This is a genomic window from Actinoplanes sp. NPDC051494 (assembly GCF_044454705.1).
Taxonomy (GTDB): domain Bacteria; phylum Actinomycetota; class Actinomycetes; order Mycobacteriales; family Micromonosporaceae; genus Actinoplanes.
This window is the reverse complement of the sequence record NZ_JBITDZ010000001.1, coordinates 601,132-620,298: the sequence shown is the minus strand read 5'-3', so window position 1 is coordinate 620,298 and position 19,167 is coordinate 601,132. Positions and strand designations below refer to the sequence as shown.

Sequence of the window (19,167 nt, the reverse complement as noted above, 5' to 3'; positions counted from 1 at the left end):
AGAGAGCTGTCCCATGACGTCACGTGTAGTGGTTCTCACCGGTGGGTCCAGCGGGATCGGCAGAGCCGCCGCGCTGGCGTTCGCGGCCCGCGGCGACAAGGTCGTGCTCGCCGCCCGGGGCATCGCCGACCTGGAGAGGGTCGCGGCCGACTGCGGCGGCTCAGCCCTGGTGGTCCCCACCGACGTGACCGTACGAGCCGAGGTGGAGGACCTGGCCGACGCCGCGGTGGACGCTTTCGGACGCATCGACGTGTGGGCCGACTCCGCCGCTGTCATGGCTTACGGCCGTTTCGAGGACCTCCCCCCGCACATCTTCGACAAGACGGTCACCACCGATCTGCTGGGCCCGGCGAACGTGGCCCGCGCGGCCCTGCGGGTCTTCCGGGCACAGGGCCACGGCACGCTGATCATGTGCAGCTCGCTGCTCGCCCACATCACCGCCCCCTGGATGTCGGCCTACGTGACCGCCAAATGGGGCCAGCGCGGTCTGCTGCGCACGCTGCGCCAGGAAACCCGCGACGCCCCGGACATCCACGTCTGCGAACTCATCCCGGGCAGCGTGAACACCCCCATCTACACCAGCGCGGCGAACTACGCGGGCTTCGTGGGCCGCCCGCCCCCGCCCGTGGACAGCGCCGCCCGGATGGGCGCGGCCGTCGTCCGCCTCGCCGACCGCCCCCGGCGCTCCCTGTCGGTCGGAGCGGTCAACCTCGTCACCGAGTTCGGCTTCACCGCCCTGCCACCCGTCTTCGACGCCCTGGTCGGCCCCCTGATGAGCCGTTTCGGCCTGGCCCGGCGCCCCACCCCGCCCGGCACCGGCAACGTCCTCGGCCCGGCCCCCCGGACCGAGGGTGGCCCGCTGCGCCTCGGCCGGTCCGTCCTGGGCGCCGGCATCGGCCTGACCGCGGCCGCCGCTGCCCTGGCTCTGCGCCAGCGTCAAACGCGCTCCTCCTCCCGTCCCTGACCCGCTGCACGTCCAGCCGCGGCTGCACCTCCAGCCGCGGCTGCGGCTCGGCTTCTGGCTGCGGCTTCATGCCATCGCGAGGTGGGGCCTGCGCCGGAGGCGGATCGTGGAGCTCACCGCGACCACGGTGAGCAACAAGGCCAGGGTGATCGCCGCGTGGACACAGCCGTCCACCACGTGATCGGGGCCGGCGGCACTCTCGATCGCATAGACCCCGATCTCGCGTGAGAACCAGAACGGCAGCACATGCGCGACGGCCAGCTCCGGGTCGAGAAGCATCTGCATCATGACCACGGTGAGCAGCACGAGCATGCCCTCCAGCTCACGCGGCAGCAGCGCGCTCACCGCCAGCCCCAATGGTGCGGCCACCGTCACGGTCAGCACGAACATCAGCATGACCGGACCCTGCCGCACCTCATTCAGATCGAACCGGATCAGCAGCGTGTAGGGGACGGACAGCACCAGCCCGACGAACCACAGAGCGACGAGCCGGCCCAGGTAGAGCTGGTGTGTCGCATAGCCGGAGAGCCGTAACCGGGGCTCGATGGCCCGCGCCGCGCTCCCGGCGAACAGCGCCGCAGTGCTCAGCGTGAACCCGACCCCGAGCGACACGAACCGCACCGACTGCCAGTAGGCCTCGCCCCGGCGCGCGTAATAGAACGCCAGCGGCAGCAGTGCCAGCAGCACCAGCACCGACCGGCGCCGCACGATCTCCCTCAGCGCCATCTCCGAGACCGTCAGAGTGCGGTTCACCGGTCGCTCCCCGGGGTCAGGTCGAGCACGGTGTCGGCACGGTCGAGCTCGTCGAGCCGGTGGGTCACCACGACCACGGCCTTGCCGGCGTCGGGCCATTGCCACACCTGCTGCCAGAAATCGAGATAGCTGCCGTTGTCGAACCCCTGATAGGGCTCGTCGAGCAGCAACACGTCGGGATCCCCGAGCCCGGCCAGGACCAGATTGAGCTTCTGCCGGGTCCCGCCGGAGAGCTCCCGGGCCACCCCGGACCGCATCGCGCCCGGCCAGTCGAGGGCCGCGGCCGCCGACCGGCCTTGTGCCCTGGCCTCGGTACGCGAAGAGCCGCGTCCCGCCCCGACCAGCGCAAAATGCTCGTCGGGGGTCAGGAACCCGGCGGTGCCACCGTCCTGCGGGCAGTAGCCGATCGTCCCCCGGACCCGGACCTGCCCCGCGTCGGGAGAGATCAGCCCGGCGCAGATCTGCAGGAGGGTGCTCTTGCCGCACCCGTTCGCCCCGATGATCGCCACGGCCTCGCCCGCTCGCACCGTCAGGTCGACCCTGTCCAGCACCGTCCTGCGGGCATACCTCTTGGTGATGCCGGCCGCCTCCAGCCTGACCCCGCCTGCCCTGGGCCTGGCCGGGACCGCACCGCGCAAGCTGTCGACCACGGTGACGGCGTAGACGGCGGGTGGCCCGAAGACCTGCAGCGGGGGCCGGCCGCTGTCACGCAGGTGCGCGGCGGCCTCGGCCACGACACCCGACGGGTCGACCCTGCGGCGGCGCAACTCGGCCGCGAAGGCGGCGAGCCAGTCATCTACGTTCACGGAGCCTCCATGATGGCGTTGACGTTGCTCACGAACACAGCCCAGTCGGCGGAAGCCGTCCGCAGCATGGCGATGCCGTCGTCGCTGAGCCGGTAATACTTGCGGGCGGGTCCGCCCGAGCCGTCGCGCCAGTCCGCGACGACCAGGCCGAGCCGTTCCAGCCGGAGCAGGACGGGATAGAGCGTGCCCCCGGCGATCGGGCCGAGGCCGCCTTCTTCCAGCCGCTGACCGATCTCGTAGCCGTAGGACTCGCCACCGGTCAGCGCGCCGAGCACGCAGAGATCGAGCACCCCTCTCAACCATTGCTGCCTCCGATCCACGCTGGACAAGGTAGCACCACTACCTAGTCGCCGGCTTTCTTTGATTTCCATCTTGATTCGGCCCTTGGGGCCGGGTGCAAACTCGCCCCATGAACCGCAGCGACATCTGGCTGACGACCGGGGAGTTCGGTCGACGATCCGGTCTTTCGATCAAGGCACTCCGTCTCTACGACACCTCGGGGCTGCTCACGCCGGCCCAGGTCAACCCGACCAGCCACCGTCGGCGCTACGCCGTCGACCAGCTCGAACGCGCCCGGCGGATCAGCCTGCTCCGCGGCCTCGGCATGCCTCCGGCGATGGTGGCCGAGGTGCTCGCGGGCAGCGACGCCGAGGGGATCGCCCACCTGGATCGGTGGTGGGCCGGCCAGGAGCAGGCGTTCGAGATCCGTCGCAGCAGCATCGGCTGGACCCGCACCCGCCTGTTGGCCGGCGACAGCTCCGAGCCCGGTTACGACATCCGTCGCCGCTTCGTCCCGGCGACCAAGATCGCATCGGTGCGCCGGGAGACCGACCAGCACGACCTGCTCGACACCATCCAGCGCGGGGAGTATGAGATCCGCACCGTGCTCCAGGCATCCGGCGCCCGGATGACGGCGGAGCGCTGGGTGATCTACCACGGCTTCGTCACCCCGGAGAGCATCGCGCCGATCGAGATCTGCGTCCCCTGCACCGGAGCGGTCGAGCCGGCGTGGGACGTGGCCATCCGGGTCGAGCCCGCCCAGGACCAGGTCTACGCGACCGTCACCCGGGACGACTGCTTCTACCCGCGCGTCATGCACGCCTACGCGGCTGTCGAGGCCCACGTCACGGCCGCCGCCCTGCCTGTGACAGCCCCACCACGCGAGATCTACGTCAACTACTGGAGCGACATCGCCGGCACCGACCCGTTCGCCTACGTCGCGCAACCCGTCTTCGACCAGACCGCTGAGGAGTCCTGATGGATCACACCCGCCAGACCGCGTTCTCCGACCCGCGCGAGTTCGCCGGCCTGCTCGCCGCGTTGCCGGCTGACGCCCCGTCACTGGCCGCGGCCGTCCGGAACCTGATCGTCCACTACCGGGCCTCGGGCATCGACTTCCCCGCGGATCGCGTGATCGAGATCGACAGCCGGTGGGTCGACCGCCTCATCGGCCACGATCAGGAGAGGTTTCCGGGCTCGCTGCTGGAGCCCCGGGCCGAGGAGGATCGCATCGTCGCCTGCTGCCGTGACTACACCCTGCTGAGCGTGGCAGCATTGCGCCTGCACGGCATCCCGGCCCGCAGCCGGGTGGGCTTCGCCGACTACGTCGACCCGGCGTTCCACGTCGACCACGTCATCACCGAGTGGTGGGACGGCACCCGCTGGCGTGGTCTGGACACCCAGATCGACCCGTCCGGCGGATATCCGGTCGACCCCCACGACGTGCCACTCGCCCCGGGCGGCCTGGTGCCGGCCTCCCGCGTCTGGACGGCGTATCGGCGCGGTGAGATCGATGTGGAGACCTACGGCGTCGGTGCCGGCACCGATTTCCGCGGTGCCTGGTTCGTCCGCAACTACGTCATCCAGGAGCTCGCCCACCGCTACGGCGACGAACTCCTCTTGTGGGACACCTTCGGCGCCCAGTCCCTCGAACTCGACGGCGACCTCACCCTGATCGACGAGGTGGCGGCGCTGCTCACCAAGGCGGACACCGGCGACGAGACCGCGGACCGCAAGCTCGAGCAGTGGTATCACGCCGACGACCGTCTCCACCCGGGCCGCACCATCACCAGCTACTCCCCACGAGGCCCGGTCACCGACGTGGATCTCCTGCGATGACCGGCCCCGACCCCGTCCACCCCGTCCTGCTGATCCCATCCCGGCCTGCGCTCCCGCCGGCGAGCTGGTCGCGGCGGCCGGCGTCTGGCCTGTGCGGAACGCCGGGACGACATCATTTTGCCGCCAGCGGGAACCAGTAGTTGACCGTTGGCCCCTGGGTGGCGAGAGTGGCTCCGGCGTTCATGAACGCGGTGAGCAGGCCGCGGCCGATGCCGCGGTTCCGTTCGGGTGCCGCGACCTCGAGGTGATGGAGGTACCGCAGATGAGGGCGCCCGGCGTCCGGCTGAAACGCGCGGCTCCGGCGGCCTCGCCGGTGACCTGCAGTACGGCGCGATCGAACAGCGCCGGGTTGCCCTGAGTGATCTGCGTGACCATCGCCGTCAGGACAGGGATTCCTGATGGACGGCGCGGAGGCCGTCCAGGGTGATCTGGGCCGTGCGGCGCCAGGTGCCGGGGCGGCACTTCTCGGTGATCTGCACGGTCGCGCTGAGGGCGTGCAGCATCAGCTGGAGGTCGCCGGGGGTGACGCCGGGACGGACGAGACCGGCCTGCTGGGCTCTGACCAGGAGCTCCGCCATGATGGCGGCCAGCTCCGCGGTGTCCTCGTCGGAGCGCCCGATCGCCATGGAGTCCATCAGCGGCCGTTGGCGGGCGCAGCCGGCCAGGGCGGAATAGAAGAATCCGGTCAACGCGATCCAGGGGTCCTCCGCGGCGGCCGCGGTGGCGCGGGCCGACGTCGCCCAGCTGGTGAACTGTTCGTGCAGGACCTCGGTGACCAGGTCTTCCTTGGCCGGGAAGTGACGATAGAGCGTGCCCATGCCGACGCCGGCCCGGCGGGCGATCTCACGGACGTCGACCCCGCCGCCGTGCTCCCGGATGGCGGTGTGGGCGGCGGCGACGATCGCCTCACGGTTGCGCGCGGCATCCTTGCGGAGGGGCCGGGGTGCTACCGGGGCTGTCATGGGGCCAAGTCTAACCGGAGCGCGTGCTACGTTTTTGCGGAGCAACTGTTCCGCTTACCGTCGGTATGACCGGAGGACGACCGTGAACCCTCTCTTCCGCCCCTTCGACCTGGCCGGGCTCGCGCTGCCGAACCGGATCGTGATGGCCCCGATGACCCGGCAGTTCTCCCCGGGTGGGGTGCCTGGGCAGGACGTCGTCGACTACTACACGCGGCGCGCCGCCGGTGGGGTCGGGCTGATCGTCACCGAGGGCACCTACGTCGATCATCCGTCGGCCGGCACCAGCAGCCGGGTGCCGCGCTTCTACGGCGACGAAGCGCTGGCCGGGTGGAAGCGGGTGGTCGACTCCGTGCACGCTGCCGGCGGACGCATCATGCCGCAGCTGTGGCACGTCGGCGCCACCCGCAAGGCCGGCCGCGGCCCGGTCCCCGAGGCGCCGGTCGCCGGGCCGTCCGGGCTGGCCCTGGACGGCACCGAACTGCCCGGTCCGGACAGTGTGCTCACCCTGTCCGACCTGGACGACATCATCGCCGCGTTCGCCGGCGCCGCCCGTGCCGCCCGCGAGGCGGGTTTCGACGGGGTCGAGCTGCACGGTGCCCACGGTTACCTGATCGACCAGTTCCTGTGGTCACGCACCAACAAGCGCACCGACGGTTACGGCGGCGACCCCGTCACCCGGGCCCGGTTCGCGGCGGAGGTGACGGCTGCCGTCCGCGCGGCGGTCGGCCCGTCGTTCCCGGTGATCTTCCGGATGTCCCAGTGGAAGAGCGGAGCCTACGACGCCAAGCTCGCCGACGACCCGCAGACGCTGGAGAACGTGCTCACCCCGCTCATCGAGGCGGGTGCCGACGCCTTCCACGCCTCGACCCGGCGCTACTGGCAGCCCGAGTTCGAGGGTTCGGACCTCAACCTCGCCGGCTGGGTCAAGAAGCTCACCGGCCACCCGGTGATCACGGTCGGTTCGGTGGGCCTGGACGTGGTCTTCACCACGTCGCTGGCCGGCGAGGGAATCCCGTCCCGCACCGAGATCGGCCCCCTGCTGGACCGCCTCGAGCGCGACGAGTTCGACCTGGTCGCGGTCGGCCGCTCGCTGATCGCCGACCCTGACTGGCCGGCCAAGATCCGTGACGGCCGCACCGAGGAGATCATCGCCTACCAGAACGGCATGCTCGCCCAGCTCCACTGACGAGGCCGGCGGGTGGGTCAGTGGACCAGGAGTTCCAGCAGGCGGTCCAGTTCGGTGGCCGGGTCCTCGGCCAGGCCCATGTGGACCGGGCCGGCCTGGAGGATCGTGCTTCGGGGGGCCACCATCCAGCGGAAGCGTTCGCCCTGTTTCATGGCCCGGGCCGCGCCGCCGTCGGCCCCGCCGGCGCACGTGACCTCCCAGGATTTCAGGGCTGCCCGGATCCCGTCGAGGTCGGCGTTGGGGTCGAGGGCCAGCAGGCGGGCCTCGTGGAGGTGGGTGCGGGCGGCCAGGAAGTCCCGGCGGTGGGAGTAGAGAACCACGCCCACGTTGATCAGCTCTCCGCGCTCCATGCGGGGGACCGCTCGGATGATCGCGTACTCGTACGGCGTTCTCATACCGGCAGCCAGGGTGCCGGGTCCGCCGCGCGGGCGAGCAGGTGGTCCTTGTAGGCGGTTCGGGCGGCGTCGGCGGACGCGAAGTCGAACTCGGCCAGCCACTGGTCCGGGACCAGGTCGAGGACCTCGTCCAACAGGCTCGCGGTCAGCTGCGGCAGGAGGTCCGCCGCGGCTGCGGGCAGGGCCGTCGCGTACGGCTTGAGCACATGGTCGTCCCATTTGTAGGGCCGGTGGACCACGGCTGCGGCCCGCGGCCAGTTGTGGTGGAAGTAGAGCGTGGCGCCGTGGTCGATGAGCCAGAGCTCGCCGTGCCAGATCAGCAGGTTGGGGTTCCGCCAGCTGCGGTCGACGTTCTCCACGAAGGCGTCGAAGACGAGGGTTCGGGAGGCGAGCTCGGCTTCGATCGGGTGCGCGACCGGGTCGTAGCCGAGCGCTCCGGGCAGGTAGTCCATGCCCAGGTTGGCGCCGGCGCTGGCCTTGATGAGCTCTTGGACCTCCTCGTCGGGCTCGGCCCGGGCGACGACCGGGTCGAGCTCCATGACGACGAGTTCCGGGACGGGCAGGCCCAGGCGGCGGGCCAGTTCCCCGGAGATGACCTCGGCGACCAGGGCTTTGGGGCCTTGGCCGGCGCCGCGGAACTTCACGACGTACGTTCCGAGGTTTTCCGCTTCGACGATGCCGGGCAGTGACCCGCCCTCGCGCAGCGGCGTGACGTAGCGGACGGCGGTGAGGTCGGGCAGCACCCGATGAACCTTACTGAGGGCCCTTACGGCGCAGGTCCTCGACCTTGGTCATGGCGTCGCGCAGCTCGGTGAGCCACTCCTCGGAGTGTTCGCCGACGAGGCGGACGCACCAGGCCAGGGCCTCGGAGCGGCTGCGGGCGACGCCCGAGTCGACGAGCGTGTCGAGGACCTGGCGTTCGGGCTGGCGCAGCCGGGTCATGACCGGTGCGGACAGGTGGGTGAACAGGTCCTCGCTGTCGCCGCACCGCACGCCCCAGCTGACTTTGCGCTGGTAGCGGTGCTCGACCTGGAGGGCGACCTTGATCCGGGCGTCGCGGGTGTCCTCGCGGAACTGGTGGATGCGGCCGGCCTGGGCGGCGGCCTTGTCGGCGTCGGTGGCGTCGGCGGCGAGGTCGGGGGCCGGCACCCGGCCCCAGATGATGATCTCGTCGCGGTCGATGACGGCCTGCGGCGGCTCGGTGAACCAGCCGTCGTGCACCGCGCCGGTGATCCAGGCGGCGGCGTCGTCGGCGGCCGGGGGTTCGGTCCGTGCTCCTGAGATGCGCATGATTACATGCTTACACCGTTGCGCCGGCAACACCACCACGTCCGCTCAGAGCACAAAAGCATCGGTCCAGAGCTGTCGGGTACGGCCGGAGAGCGCATCCATCAACGCCACCGCTTGACTGTCGGTCAGTGCCGCCACGTAGTCGATGACCGCCCGGCCACGGGCCCGCGAGATCCGGTCCGGGGTGCCCTCGGGCAATTCCTGCTCGCCGAGTTCCACCAGGTCACGGATCCGGGCGGGCAGCCGCTGGGCCTCGTCCGGGTCGGCCAGCCAGGCCAGCAGCGCCTCCACCAGCGACGCCAGCAACCGGGCCTGGCCACGCTGGTGCAACGCCAGGTCGGGCCGGGCCAGCACGAACCTGTTCTGGACGAACTTGAGGACCTGCACCTCGTGCCACTGGGCCGGGGCGAGCAGGGCGTGCCCCGAGCGCACCGCGGGGGTCTCGGTCACCTCGATCGAGTCGACCAGCCGCTTGGTCCACGTCGCGGAGAACGCCGCCACCTGGGCCTCCGCCGCCAGGGAGCCGTCGAACGGGGCGCTGAGCAGACCGTCGACGAGCTCCGCGCGTACCTGCTCGACCGCCGCCGCGAAGGCATCGTCATCAGCCACCCACCCGTCCTTGCGATGCAGCTGGCGGCGCAGCACCTCGATCGCGCTGCCGGTCCGGCGCTGGTCCAGGTCCTCGTCCGGCGTGCCGGAATAGGAGGTGCGCTGCCAGGCCATCAGCTCCGCGGCCACCGCACCCTGCTGCAACACGCCGACACGGTGCACATCCTCAAGATCATGGATCGCGTACGCGATGTCGTCGGCCGTGTCCATCACCGAGGCCTCCGGCGTCTGCTGCCAGTCCGCCACCCGCCCGGCGAACGGCAGACGCGCCTGGACCATGTCCTCGACCTCGGTCGAATACGCGCTGAACTTGAGCGACCCGCCGTCCGGGTCGTCCGCGGGCGCCGACGCCCCGCGCGGCGGCGGATCCATCAGGCGCGGGTGCGGGGTGGGGAACGTCCGCCGGGTCCACGGGTACTTGAGGATCGCCGCGCGGGTGGCGGCGGTCAGGTTCAGCCCGATCGTGGACTGGCCGCGGATCTCCGTGCTGGTCACGATCCGGTAGGACTGGGCGTTGCCCTCGAAACCGTCGCGCAGCCGCAGCCGCTGGCGGGCCAGGTTGTCGAGCACGCGTTCGCCCAGGTGACCGAACGGCGGGTGACCCAGATCATGGGCGAGCGCCGCCGCCTCCACCACGTCCGGGTCGCATCCGCCGAGTTTTTCAAGCGTGTCCGCGTACCGAAGCAGAAGTTTCTCGGCGATCGCCCGCGCGACCGACGCGACCTTGAGACTGTGGGTGAGCCGGTTGTGCACCAGCAGGCCGGCCCCGCCCGGGCTGATCACCTGGGTGACCCCGCCGAGCCGGGCGAAGAACGGTGAACTGACGATCCGGTCGCGGTCGACGCGGAAGGGGCTGGTGGCGAGGTCGCCGGGGGCGACAAGACCGTCACCGAACAAGCGCCGGGCGCGTGGATCATCCATGCGCCCGACGCTATTACATCGGGACAGCGGAGCTGCGGCTACATGGAGGTCAGCGAGACTGCAGGGCGTCCAGCGCCACGGCCATCGCGGCGATCAGGCGCCGGTCGAGCTGCGGGTCGTGGATCGTGACGATGTACTTGTCGCGCAGGCCCCACTTCTTGACCACGGAGAACGCCGGACGGTCACCCGCCAGGAACTCGAAGTGGTACGGCAACCAGGACAGCGAGTCGACGAAACGGCGCAGGATCGCGACCGTCAGGTTGGTCTCCCGGCCGATCATCTCGGTGTATCCGGGCTGCTCGAGGTGCCACGTGGAACGCAGCAGCGATTCCTTGAAGTTCTTGCGGAACAGGCCGATAGGGGTACCGGAGGCGTCCGTGACGTCGTAGGTGGCACCCAGGTCCATGACCTGCCGCGCCTTGAAGCCCAGGACAGGAGTGGTCTTCTTGTCGTCGGTGTAAAGGGTGACCTGCTCCTTGAACGCCATCCGCTTCTGCTGGGCGAACGCGAGGATGCCGGCCTCGGAGCCGTCGGGGGCGACAGCGTGGACCTCGTACTGATTGACCATCAGGCGCACACGCTGGCGCACGATGAGTTGCTGCTGGGTCTGGAGGGTGTCGACAGTCACGGCGGGCAGTGTGACATATCCCCGACGGTGGCGCGGGATCGTGCGGACGGCCAAACTTGCAAGTCGGGACAGAATTGACACGGAGGAACCGCGCATGGCGAAACAGGCAGACGGCCGCAAGCGGCGCAAGGGTGCATGGGTCGCCCTCGCGCTGGGTGCCGCGGCGGTATGGGCCGCTCACGACATCCCGCTGCAGATCGGCTCACGCAAGATCGGCAAGCGCGCCGACGGTCAGCGCGGCGAACGCTACCGCCGGTCCGCACAGTTCTCCGACGGCAAGTTCCGCAACACCCTGCCGGCCACCGAGGTCACCCCGGCCTCGATGCCCCGCATCCTCGCCGCGACCCTGACCGGCCGCGAGGCCCGCCACCCGCACGGCCCGATCCCGGTACTCACCCCGGAAACGGGCGGCGACGGCCTCTACGTCACCTGGTACGGCCACTCGTCCGCGATGATCGAGATCGAGGGCCGCCGCGTCCTGGTCGACCCGGTGTGGAGCGAACGCTGCTCCCCGTCACGCCTCCAGGGCCCCAAGCGCCTGCACGAGCCGCCGGTGGCGTTGCGCGAACTCCCGCCGATCGACGCCGTGATCATCTCGCACGACCACTACGACCACCTCGACATGGAGACGATCCGGCACCTCGTCGACCTGCAGGCCGCCCCGTTCCTGGTGCCGCTCGGCATCGGCGCGCACCTCGAACGCTGGGGCGTCCCGCCGACCCGCATCATCGAACTCGACTGGGACGAGCGGGCCACGGTCGCGGGCATCGAATTCATCGCCACACCGGCCCGGCACTTCTCCGGCCGCGGATTCAGCCGCGACGAGACACTCTGGGCATCCTGGGTGATCAACGGTCCCACGCGTAAAGCTTTCTACTCGGGCGACACCGGTTACTTCCCCGGCTTCGCCGAGATCGGCGAGCAGCACGGCCCGTTCGACGTCAGCCTGGTCCAGATCGGCGCGTACGGCGACGCGTGGCCGGACATCCACATGCTCCCCGAGGACGGCGTGGCAACCCACGTCGACGTCCAGGGAGGCTTGATGATCCCGGTCCACTGGGCCACCTTCAACCTGGCCCTGCACGACTGGCCGGAACCGGCCGACCGGGCCTGGCGAGAAGCCAAGGCCCGAGACGTCAAACTGGCCATCCCCCGCCCCGGCGAACGCGTCGACGTGGACAACCCACCCCCGGTCGACGGCTGGTGGCAGCAGCTCTGACCACGCTCGGGTTCGGCTTCGGCCGGCCTCGGGCTCGGCTGCTGAGCTCGACCTCGGCAGGTCCGATCAAAGCTCACTTCCGGTCGGGCGTCAGCCCAGAACGACCGTTCTTTCTCGCTCCAGCGTCGTACGTTCCGAGAAAGAACGGTCGTTCTCGCGGTTGAGGCAACGGCATCCGCAACGGCCCCCATCCCACGGCGAGAAAGAACGGTCGTTCTCGTGGTGGGGTGCAAAGGGCGATCTGCGATGTGCCCCGCTCGGTCGGCGAGATTTCGGATGGGCTGAGCCGCGCGGTCAGTGGGCGGCGTTGTAGGCGGCGACAATGAAGGTGGTCAGCAGGAAGAGGCCGCCCAGGATCAGTGGCCGGGCCAGGCCCCAGAACATCTTGCGCTTGCCGGGGATGTCGCGCCGCGCTGCGCGCAGGTCCCGGAATGCCGCGTGGGTGCGGCCCACTCGGTAGCCGATCATGAGGATTGATGCCGCGGTGAGGACCGTGGCGACGCCTACTACGGGGTGGTACGTCATGCGAACCCCCTGGAGATGCGTAGCGAGCCCTCAGTGTGGGTGCGCGAAAGATGCATTTCCAGGGGATTAACAGTAGATAAGGTGATTATCCGCCACCTATCGCCCGGCGGTCGCTGTCAGCTTTCCGATCGTTGCCGGGGGACGCAGACCTTGACCGCGCCCGGGGCCACCTCGACGCGGATCTTTTTCACCGCCGTGCGGGAGCCGCCGTCCAGTTCGTAGGTGAGCGGCTCGCGGAGCTTCACGTCGATCCGCCGGGCCCGGGTCATGTGGACGAACGGGGAGTCGTCGGAGCGGCCGACCGCCATTCTGCCCATGGTGCGGGCCCATTCGGCGGCGTTGCGGGCGGTTGCCACGCCGACGTCCAGCCAACCGTCGTCCGGTTTGGCGTCGTCGAACGCGTTGATGCCGCCGGTGATCCGGCTGACGTTGCCGACGAGGACACAGCTGGCCTCCTCGTTGAACCAGTCTGTGCCGTCCACCTTGATCTTTGCCTGCGGGGTGGGGCCGTCGAGGTGGCGCAAGCCCGTCCACACGTACGAGAGCTTGCCCATCCGGTCTTTCAGTTTGCCGTCGGCGTCCTGGATCATGGCGCCGTCGAAGCCGATGCCGGCCATCACGGCGAAGTGCTCGCCGTTGAAGACGCCCAGGTCGAGCTTGTGCCGCTCGCCGTGGAACGCGTTCTGGACGGCTCCGGGCAGGTCGGCCGGCACGCCGAGGTTGGTCGCCAGCAGGTTGGCGGTCCCGGCCGGGATGATGCCGACCGGGATCTTCGCCCCGTCCCCGGTGGCGGCCAGGGTGTCGAGGGTGCGCTGCACGAGACCGTCGCCACCCCAGACCACGAGCAGGTCAGGCGCTTTCCGTACGGCCTTGCGCACCTGCTTGGGCGCCTTTTTGCTCTTCGGCACCTCGTACCAGAAGAGTTCGTCGACGCCCTCGTCCGAGATGAGCCGGCGCAATTCGTCGAGCCCACCGCCGAGGGTTTTGCGCTGATGGGCGATGACGGCGACTTTCCGGGGGGTCCGCATGGACCGCCGCAATACCCGTCAGGACACGCTCTCACGCATGCGCTGCTCCGCGGCGGCGCTACGGATGACCATGAGTCGCAGTTCCAGTTCGTCGGAGACCATCGATGCGAGGTGTTCCAATGCGGTCAGCTGCCGCTGGGTCGCCTCACGCGGCTTGTCGTCGATCACGTTGACGGTGCCCAGCCGGTAGCCGTCGTGGGTGCGGATCGGCGCCGCCGCGTAGAACCGCAGGCCGAGGTCGCCGCGGACCAGCGGATGTTCCAGCGTGCGGGGGTCCACCGCGGCGTTGTTGATCACGTAGACGTCATCCTGGGCGATCACCGACGCGCACAGTCCGGGTTCCTTGCCGATCTCGCGGACGCCGGTCAGGCCCTGGCAGGCGGCCAGCCACACCCGGTCCTGCTCGACCAGCGAGACGGTGGAGATCGGCGTGTTGAAGATGGCACCGGCGACGAACGCGATCCGGTCGTACGCGTCCTCGACCGGCTGATCCACCAGCCGGTAGCGCCGCACGGCGTCGAGCCGGCGTCGTTCCTCAGGGCTGACGTTGTCCAGATACTCGTAGGCACCACCCGATACCGGGCTGCTGTTGGTCACGAGGAACCCCCTCACTCAAACGATCGCTCACGGTCACTGTGAGCCTAGTGAGCGGGCCGGGTGGCTCCGCAATGGTTGAGCCCACCTAATTCAGCCGGTAGGTCGGTGCGAACCGGAATGTCGCACAAACTGTCGGGTAGTAGGTCGCTGTGAAACAGCCGGTAGCCGCCGTTGTGGGTCAGCTCGCACGCGACCTCGTCCTCTCCGTCCATGCCGTGCCCGAGGCCGGCGACGCCGCGGACGCGGCGGATCGCCGGGAACAACTGGGCGGGAAGGGCGCCAACCAGGCGGTAGGCCTGGCCCAGTTGGGCGTACGACCGGAGCTCGTCGCGGTCGCCGGTGACGACCTGATCGGTGACCATCTGCTCGGGCAGGCGCGCGCCGACGGGATCGGCACCGCCGGGGTCGTCCGGCGTCCCGGCACGCTGACCGGGCTGATCGTGGAACTGCTCGACGACGAGGGCTATTGGCGTTACGTACAGCATCTGCCCACCGAGCTCCTCCTCACCGACCGTGACGTGGAGGACGCACGGGCCGTGATTGCCGGTGCGGACGCCGTACTCGTCCAGTTGCGCCAACCGGCCGTCGCAGCGCTCGCCGCCGCCCGGATCGGCCGCGAAGCGGGCGCGTTGACCGTGCTCGACGGCGCACCCGGCGACCTCCGCGACGACCTGCTCGCCACCGCCGACGTGCTGCGGGCCGACGCCCGGGAGGCCGAGATCCTGCTCGGCGCCCGCCCGACCCCCGGCAACGCTCGCGACCTGCTCGACAAGGGACCGTCGCTGCTCGCGCTCGGCCTCGACGACGGCAACCTGTTCATCTGGCGCGACGGGCACCTGCTGCTGCCCCTGACCCACGAGAAGGTCGCCGACACGACTGGCAGCGGCGACGCGTTCACGGCCTCGCTCACCGCCGCACTGCTGCGCGGGGAGGACTACCCGACGGCGGCCCGCTGGGCGGTGGCCGCGTCCGGGGTGACCGTCCGGCACCCCGGCGCACGCCCGGACCTGCGGATGGACGAGCTGGCCGAGCGGGTCTGCGAGCTCGCCGGGGAGTGAGATCGGGCCCGCGGAGCCGTGGGTGGTCCGGGAGACGGTCTCGCACGCGACGGGCCCCGTCGCCGCGATCCGCTACAAGCTGCAGGTGACAGTCAGTCGTCCGAGGGGGCCCGCCGTTTCGCGATCCAGCGGACCAGGAAGACGAAGCCGAAGGCGAAGACTACGGACACCGTGTTGGCGGTGGTGGAGCTGAGAAAACGGCTGAGCTGGGGGAGGACAGCGCACCGGCGAAGGCTACCCCGGCGCCGGTGAACAGGAAGGGCGGGCTCACCCCGAACTCCTTCATGGCGGCGACCATCCAGGAGCCGGGCGTACGCTGCGCATGCAGGCCGAACGTGCCGAGTGCCCCGGCCACGACCGCGACCACCAGTCCGATGATCAGATCTGGTACACCGCCCATCGGGATCAGCGACGTTTCGTACCGGCTGGTGACGGTGAGGGTGATGTCGGCCATCCCGAACGCGCCGACCAGCAGGCTGAAACCGAACGCGATCGCCAGGCCGGACAGCATGATCACCGGGTCGGAGAAGACCACGCCGGTCAGGCCGAGCAAGGAGACGCTGAACAGGAGCACGGACAGGAGTGCGCCGTACGCCGCGCCCGCGTCGCGCCGTCCTTCGACGACCCCCCAGCCCAGGGCGAAGTCGGAGAGCCAGACGGCGAACACCACGATCAGCGCGTGGTACGCGAGCAGGGCCGCCACGATCAGCCAGCCCCGGCCGACCCCGCCCCAGCCTGCCCGGCCCCGCCGGGCGAGGACGAGCGGGGTGTGCAGCAGCGCACCGGCCAGCTGGAAAGCCGTGCTCAGCACCAGGATGAGGTAGCCCTCGGTGCGCACGTTCTCCCGCCAGGACGCCCACGGCTCACCCGCGTCGGCGAGCCGGAACGCGTACACCGTGGCGACGACACCGGCGGCGATCGCGAGCACGAGGGCCACGCCACGGGCAGTGAACGAGGTCAGCAGACGCATCGCAAGATCATAAGTTCAGGTCACGTCCGCGCGGTGTCCCGTTCCTCGCCGTTCGTGGCGCGCAACCGCACGCTGGTGATCGCCCGGCCGGTCACCTCGACGACCTCCGCGGTGAACTCGGGCAGCGTGACGACCTCACCCGGGTCCGTGGGGATGTGCCCCAGCGACGCCAGCACCTTGCCCGCGATCGTGGTGTAGTCACCGTCGTCCGGTCCGTTGCCGTCGAAGCCGATGTCCGGCAGATCATGGATGGGGAACGAGCCGGGCAGCAGCAACGCGCCGTCCGGCTCGGTCACCACCGCCTCCACGTCCCGGTCGGTCTCGTCGTAGATCTCCCCGACGATCTCCTCGACCAGATCCTCCATGGTGACGATGCCGTCGATCGCACCCCGCTCGTCCACCACCAGGGCCAGCTGCGCGCGTTCCGAGCGCATCTGGCGCATCGCGTCGGAGACCCGCAACGTCTCGGGCAGGAACAACCCCGGCCGGGTCAGCGCGTCCACCGGCCCGTCCGCGTGGACCAGATCCCGCAGATGCACCACACCGATCACATCGTCCAGTCCGGCCCGGCCGACCACCGGCGCCCGGGAGTGACCACCCGCGATCAGCGACGCCAGGGCTTTCGGCGCGGGCAGACCGGTGGCCAGCGTCAGCACGTCGCGCCGCGGCACCAGGATCTCGCGCAGGATCCGGTCGGCGATCTCGAACGCCCCGGAGATGATGGTCCGCTGCTCCGCCGAGAAATCCCGCTGAGCGGCGACCATGTCGCGGATCTCCTCGGTGCTGACCTCCTCGCGCTTGGCCCGCGGATCGCCGCCGGCCATCCGCACCACGACATCCGTCGCCGAACTCAACAACCAGATCGCGGGACGCGAGACCATCGACAGCAGGTCCAGCGGGCGGGCCACCAGAAGAGCCCATCCCTCCGTACGTTGCATCGCGATCCGTTTCGGAGCTAGCTCCCCGACCACCAGCGTGACGAACGTGAGCGCGATCGTCACCAGCACGATCGACGCGGGCCGGGCGCCCGCCCCGAGAAACCCGAGCGGCGCGACCAACGGCTCCGAAAGCGACACGGCGGCCGCCGCGGAAGCCAGGAACCCGGCCAGCGTGATACCGATCTGGATGGTCGCCAGGAACCGGTTCGGATCCCGGGTGAGCTGTTTCAGGATCCGCCCGGACGGCGAAACCCGCTCGAGTTTCTGCACCTGACTGTCACGCAGCGACACCAACGCCATCTCGCTGCCGGAGAAGGCGGCGTTCACCAATACGAGCACCAGCACGAGCACGACCTGCCCGCCTATGCCATCCACGACAGTTCCCGCCCCTCGGCGTACGGATCCCGAGACCCACACGCTAACGACAGACGGTTACGGTCGCGCGACGCCAGGCGGAAAACCCGCCATCCGATCTTTATCCGGCTTCTTCCGCCCAGACCCGCCAATCATCGAGTACGCCGTACAGGGCCGGGGTGAGCCACCCCGGAGCCGACCGCTGGAACACCCCGGGCTCGATCCGCCCCGCGCCGGCCGGCAGCGCACCGACCAGGTGCGGCACCAGCTCGGTCAGGTTCGCCCAGTGCACCAGCTCCGGCTCCATGGGCCACGCCCCGACCACGACTTTCGCGGTCACCCCCCGGCGTTCCAGCGCCTCCAGCGTCAGAGCGGTGTGGTTCAACGTCCCCAACCCGGCCCGCGACACCACGATCGTCGGCACACCCAATGTGGTCGCCAGATCCGCCATCGTCCACGGCTCCCCGGACGGCCGCACCCCCATCGGCGTCAGCACCCCACCGGAGCCCTCCACCAACACAAGATCATGCTTGGCCGCCTCGTCCCGGACCGCGTCGACAACCGCATAAAGTTCCAGCGGCTTCATCCCGGCAACCCGCGCCGCGGCCAGCGGAGCCAACGGCTCGGGGTAGGAAGCCAGCGTCCGGCAGGTGTGCGGAGCCGCCAGCCGGCTGATCCGATCGGTGTCGGAGAGCCCACCCACCGCCCCGGCCTGCCCCGGCTTGAGCACGGCGACTCGCAGCCCGGCAGCTTGAGCGGAAGCGGCGACAGCCGACGTGACCAACGTCTTGCCCACCCCGGCGTCGGTCCCGGTGACCAACACGATCCCCCGCCACTCCCCAGCCTCCGCAGGCCGAGCGGTAGCCCGAGCGGCGCCGGCCGGCCTCTCATCCCCGGACCCCGAACGCCCCCTGGACCCAGCTTGGCTCGTCCCAGCACCATCCGCCACGGTGCTGCCTGGTCCTGGTTTACCTGGTTCCGCGCTCCCGGGCGCGGCATCATCGTGGGCAGGGGAGGAAGGCCCAGGACCACTGGGCTCAGGCGCAGTCTCACCGGGCGCAGTCTCACCGGGCTCGGTCGTACCAGGCTCGGTCGTGCCAGGCTCGGTCGTGCCAGGCTCGGTCGTGCTGGGCGAGGTCGTGCCAGGCTCGGTCGTGCTGGGCACCGTCTCGTCAGGCGCGGTCCTATCGGGAACCGGCTCATCGGGCGTGGTCCTGGCAGGAACCGTTTCATCGGGCGCAGGCCCGTCAGGCACCGGCGTAGCGGCGGGCTCCGGGTCGTCGAGCGCTGGGTTGCCAGGCCTCGGGTCGCCGGTCGCTGGGTCGCTGGTCGCTGGGTCGCTGGTCGCCGGACTGGACGGTGTCGGATTGCCGGGTGTTGGGCCGTCCGGCACCGGTGAGACCGGCGCGGGACCTGCTGGCCGCGGACTTGCCGGCCCCGGACTTGCTGGCCCCGGACGTCCCGGTGCAGCCGCGGGATCAGCCGGCGACGGGTCGATCAGCGGGAAACCGGTGCGCGCAGGCCCGCCCGGTGCCGGGCTGTCCGGCTCAGCCTTACCCGGCTCAGCCCTGTCCGGGTTGGTCTCGCCCGGGAGCGGCCCGCCCGGCTCGGTCTCACTCGGGCCGGTCCTGTCCGGCTCGGTCCTGTCCGGCTCGGTCCTGTCCGGGTCGCTCGTTCCCGGGTCGCTCGTTCCCGGCCCGGGCTCGCCAGGGATCGGGCTTCCCGGGCCGGTCTCGTCCGGCTTGGTCTCGCCCGGTTCGGTCTCGCCCGGCTCGGTCTGACCCGGCTCGGTCTCGCCGGGGATTGGCCTGCCCGGTGTCGGAAGGGCCGGGACAGCCCTGTTCGG

At 70.3% G+C, this 19,167-nt stretch carries 22 protein-coding genes; 6 read left to right on the top strand and 16 right to left on the bottom strand.

Annotated features, from left to right (window positions below; genetic code table 11):
* The first annotated feature begins 13 nt into the window (after window positions 1–13).
* On the top strand, window positions 14–964 hold the full coding sequence (locus tag ACIA6A_RS02800; protein WP_396095664.1) for an SDR family NAD(P)-dependent oxidoreductase: 951 nt from the start codon (window positions 14–16) through the stop codon (window positions 962–964).
* Window positions 965–1,030: 66 nt separating this feature from the next.
* Here the strand turns inward: ACIA6A_RS02800 and ACIA6A_RS02795 are convergent, their stop codons facing one another.
* Genes ACIA6A_RS02795 through ACIA6A_RS02785 form a run of 3 tightly spaced genes read right to left on the bottom strand, consistent with a single transcriptional unit; the run spans window position 1,031 to window position 2,843 of the window.
* The gene (locus ACIA6A_RS02795; RefSeq protein WP_396095663.1) at window positions 1,031–1,717 is read right to left on the bottom strand and encodes a hypothetical protein; all 687 of its coding nucleotides are present in this window, start codon (window positions 1,715–1,717) and stop codon (window positions 1,031–1,033) included.
* A complete protein-coding gene (locus ACIA6A_RS02790) occupies window positions 1,714–2,523 on the bottom strand; it encodes an ATP-binding cassette domain-containing protein (protein WP_396095662.1) in 810 nt (269 codons plus the stop codon). The genes ACIA6A_RS02795 and ACIA6A_RS02790 overlap by 4 nt, the downstream gene beginning before the upstream one ends.
* Window positions 2,520–2,843, bottom strand: a complete 324-nt coding sequence (locus tag ACIA6A_RS02785; RefSeq protein WP_396095661.1) for a PadR family transcriptional regulator — start codon at window positions 2,841–2,843, stop codon at window positions 2,520–2,522. Before ACIA6A_RS02785 ends, ACIA6A_RS02790 begins: the two co-directional genes overlap by 4 nt.
* A gap of 89 nt (window positions 2,844–2,932) precedes the next feature.
* Here ACIA6A_RS02785 and ACIA6A_RS02780 point away from each other — a divergent pair, with 89 nt between their 5' ends.
* Window positions 2,933–3,781: a MerR family transcriptional regulator gene (locus ACIA6A_RS02780; RefSeq protein WP_396095660.1), complete on the top strand. Its 849-nt coding sequence runs from the start codon at window positions 2,933–2,935 to the stop codon at window positions 3,779–3,781.
* Window positions 3,781–4,641 (top strand): transglutaminase domain-containing protein, encoded by an 861-nt coding sequence (locus ACIA6A_RS02775; protein WP_396095659.1) that lies wholly within the window; start codon window positions 3,781–3,783, stop codon window positions 4,639–4,641. The genes ACIA6A_RS02780 and ACIA6A_RS02775 overlap by 1 nt, the downstream gene beginning before the upstream one ends.
* Window positions 4,642–4,821: 180 nt before the next feature.
* On the opposite strand, the gene ACIA6A_RS02770 is transcribed toward ACIA6A_RS02775, so the two are convergent.
* Together ACIA6A_RS02770 and ACIA6A_RS02765 are read right to left on the bottom strand one after the other, a co-directional pair.
* On the bottom strand, window positions 4,822–5,016 hold the full coding sequence (locus ACIA6A_RS02770; protein WP_396095658.1) for a hypothetical protein: 195 nt from the start codon (window positions 5,014–5,016) through the stop codon (window positions 4,822–4,824).
* 5 nt (window positions 5,017–5,021) lie between these two features.
* Window positions 5,022–5,603, bottom strand: coding sequence for a TetR/AcrR family transcriptional regulator (locus tag ACIA6A_RS02765; protein ID WP_396095657.1), 582 nt, complete (start codon window positions 5,601–5,603; stop codon window positions 5,022–5,024).
* Between the two features lie 82 nt (window positions 5,604–5,685).
* On the opposite strand from ACIA6A_RS02765, the gene ACIA6A_RS02760 reads away from it, so the two are divergent.
* Entirely contained in the window at window positions 5,686–6,789 is a 1,104-nt protein-coding gene (locus tag ACIA6A_RS02760) for an NADH:flavin oxidoreductase (RefSeq protein WP_396095656.1), read from the top strand.
* 17 nt (window positions 6,790–6,806) lie between these two features.
* Here the strand turns inward: ACIA6A_RS02760 and ACIA6A_RS02755 are convergent, their stop codons facing one another.
* From ACIA6A_RS02755 to ACIA6A_RS02735, 5 genes are read right to left on the bottom strand one after another with little or no spacing between them, the layout of a single operon-like run.
* Window positions 6,807–7,184 (bottom strand): DUF3037 domain-containing protein, encoded by a 378-nt coding sequence (locus ACIA6A_RS02755; protein WP_396095655.1) that lies wholly within the window; start codon window positions 7,182–7,184, stop codon window positions 6,807–6,809.
* A complete protein-coding gene (locus tag ACIA6A_RS02750) occupies window positions 7,181–7,927 on the bottom strand; it encodes a HipA family kinase (protein WP_396095654.1) in 747 nt (248 codons plus the stop codon). Before ACIA6A_RS02750 ends, ACIA6A_RS02755 begins: the two co-directional genes overlap by 4 nt.
* Window positions 7,928–7,937: 10 nt before the next feature.
* On the bottom strand, window positions 7,938–8,474 hold the full coding sequence (locus tag ACIA6A_RS02745) for a hypothetical protein (RefSeq protein WP_396095653.1): 537 nt from the start codon (window positions 8,472–8,474) through the stop codon (window positions 7,938–7,940).
* Between the two features lie 45 nt (window positions 8,475–8,519).
* On the bottom strand, window positions 8,520–10,004 hold the full coding sequence (locus ACIA6A_RS02740; RefSeq protein ID WP_396095652.1) for a deoxyguanosinetriphosphate triphosphohydrolase family protein: 1,485 nt from the start codon (window positions 10,002–10,004) through the stop codon (window positions 8,520–8,522).
* A 49-nt stretch (window positions 10,005–10,053) separates the two neighbouring features.
* Window positions 10,054–10,632 carry a hypothetical protein gene (locus tag ACIA6A_RS02735; protein ID WP_396095651.1) on the bottom strand — a complete coding sequence of 193 codons (579 nt, stop codon included), beginning with the start codon at window positions 10,630–10,632 and terminating at the stop codon, window positions 10,054–10,056.
* A gap of 94 nt (window positions 10,633–10,726) precedes the next feature.
* On the opposite strand from ACIA6A_RS02735, the gene ACIA6A_RS02730 reads away from it, so the two are divergent.
* Window positions 10,727–11,851, top strand: a complete 1,125-nt coding sequence (locus ACIA6A_RS02730; RefSeq protein ID WP_396095650.1) for an MBL fold metallo-hydrolase — start codon at window positions 10,727–10,729, stop codon at window positions 11,849–11,851.
* 294 nt (window positions 11,852–12,145) lie between these two features.
* Here ACIA6A_RS02730 and ACIA6A_RS02725 read toward each other — a convergent pair whose 3' ends face one another.
* From ACIA6A_RS02725 to ACIA6A_RS02715, 3 genes are all read right to left on the bottom strand, one after another.
* On the bottom strand, window positions 12,146–12,376 hold the full coding sequence (locus ACIA6A_RS02725) for a hypothetical protein (protein ID WP_396095649.1): 231 nt from the start codon (window positions 12,374–12,376) through the stop codon (window positions 12,146–12,148).
* A gap of 116 nt (window positions 12,377–12,492) precedes the next feature.
* On the bottom strand, window positions 12,493–13,404 hold the full coding sequence (locus tag ACIA6A_RS02720) for a diacylglycerol/lipid kinase family protein (RefSeq protein ID WP_396095648.1): 912 nt from the start codon (window positions 13,402–13,404) through the stop codon (window positions 12,493–12,495).
* An 18-nt stretch (window positions 13,405–13,422) separates the two neighbouring features.
* Entirely contained in the window at window positions 13,423–14,001 is a 579-nt protein-coding gene (locus tag ACIA6A_RS02715; protein ID WP_396095647.1) for a GAF domain-containing protein, read from the bottom strand.
* Between the two features lie 149 nt (window positions 14,002–14,150).
* On the opposite strand from ACIA6A_RS02715, the gene ACIA6A_RS02710 reads away from it, so the two are divergent.
* Window positions 14,151–15,059: a PfkB family carbohydrate kinase gene (locus ACIA6A_RS02710; protein ID WP_396095646.1), complete on the top strand. Its 909-nt coding sequence runs from the start codon at window positions 14,151–14,153 to the stop codon at window positions 15,057–15,059.
* Between the two features lie 160 nt (window positions 15,060–15,219).
* Here ACIA6A_RS02710 and ACIA6A_RS02705 read toward each other — a convergent pair whose 3' ends face one another.
* The 3 genes from ACIA6A_RS02705 to bioD all read right to left on the bottom strand — a co-directional run bounded on the left by ACIA6A_RS02705 (window position 15,220) and on the right by bioD (window position 18,147).
* Window positions 15,220–16,029 (bottom strand): hypothetical protein, encoded by an 810-nt coding sequence (locus tag ACIA6A_RS02705; RefSeq protein WP_396095645.1) that lies wholly within the window; start codon window positions 16,027–16,029, stop codon window positions 15,220–15,222.
* Window positions 16,030–16,049: 20 nt separating this feature from the next.
* The gene (locus ACIA6A_RS02700; protein ID WP_396096430.1) at window positions 16,050–17,333 is read right to left on the bottom strand and encodes a hemolysin family protein; all 1,284 of its coding nucleotides are present in this window, start codon (window positions 17,331–17,333) and stop codon (window positions 16,050–16,052) included.
* A 109-nt stretch (window positions 17,334–17,442) separates the two neighbouring features.
* On the bottom strand, window positions 17,443–18,147 hold the full coding sequence (gene bioD, locus ACIA6A_RS02695) for a dethiobiotin synthase (protein WP_396096429.1): 705 nt from the start codon (window positions 18,145–18,147) through the stop codon (window positions 17,443–17,445).
* Window positions 18,148–19,167 lie beyond the last annotated feature (1,020 nt).

What these genes read in the sequence shown, in the direction of transcription:
- ACIA6A_RS02725 (WP_396095649.1), bottom strand. Translation starts at nt 12,376, where the DNA reads ATGACGTACCACCCCGTAGTAGGCGTCGCCACGGTCCTCACCGCGGCA.
- ACIA6A_RS02730 (WP_396095650.1), top strand. Translation starts at nt 10,727, where the DNA reads ATGGCGAAACAGGCAGACGGCCGCAAGCGGCGCAAGGGTGCATGGGTC.
- ACIA6A_RS02720 (WP_396095648.1), bottom strand. Translation starts at nt 13,404, where the DNA reads ATGCGGACCCCCCGGAAAGTCGCCGTCATCGCCCATCAGCGCAAAACC.
- ACIA6A_RS02765 (WP_396095657.1), bottom strand. Translation starts at nt 5,603, where the DNA reads ATGACAGCCCCGGTAGCACCCCGGCCCCTCCGCAAGGATGCCGCGCGC.
- ACIA6A_RS02740 (WP_396095652.1), bottom strand. Translation starts at nt 10,004, where the DNA reads ATGGATGATCCACGCGCCCGGCGCTTGTTCGGTGACGGTCTTGTCGCC.
- ACIA6A_RS02745 (WP_396095653.1), bottom strand. Translation starts at nt 8,474, where the DNA reads ATGCGCATCTCAGGAGCACGGACCGAACCCCCGGCCGCCGACGACGCC.
- ACIA6A_RS02800 (WP_396095664.1), top strand. Translation starts at nt 14, where the DNA reads ATGACGTCACGTGTAGTGGTTCTCACCGGTGGGTCCAGCGGGATCGGC.
- ACIA6A_RS02775 (WP_396095659.1), top strand. Translation starts at nt 3,781, where the DNA reads ATGGATCACACCCGCCAGACCGCGTTCTCCGACCCGCGCGAGTTCGCC.
- ACIA6A_RS02755 (WP_396095655.1), bottom strand. Translation starts at nt 7,184, where the DNA reads ATGAGAACGCCGTACGAGTACGCGATCATCCGAGCGGTCCCCCGCATG.
- ACIA6A_RS02770 (WP_396095658.1), bottom strand. Translation starts at nt 5,016, where the DNA reads ATGGTCACGCAGATCACTCAGGGCAACCCGGCGCTGTTCGATCGCGCC.
- ACIA6A_RS02780 (WP_396095660.1), top strand. Translation starts at nt 2,933, where the DNA reads ATGAACCGCAGCGACATCTGGCTGACGACCGGGGAGTTCGGTCGACGA.
- ACIA6A_RS02705 (WP_396095645.1), bottom strand. Translation starts at nt 16,029, where the DNA reads ATGCGTCTGCTGACCTCGTTCACTGCCCGTGGCGTGGCCCTCGTGCTC.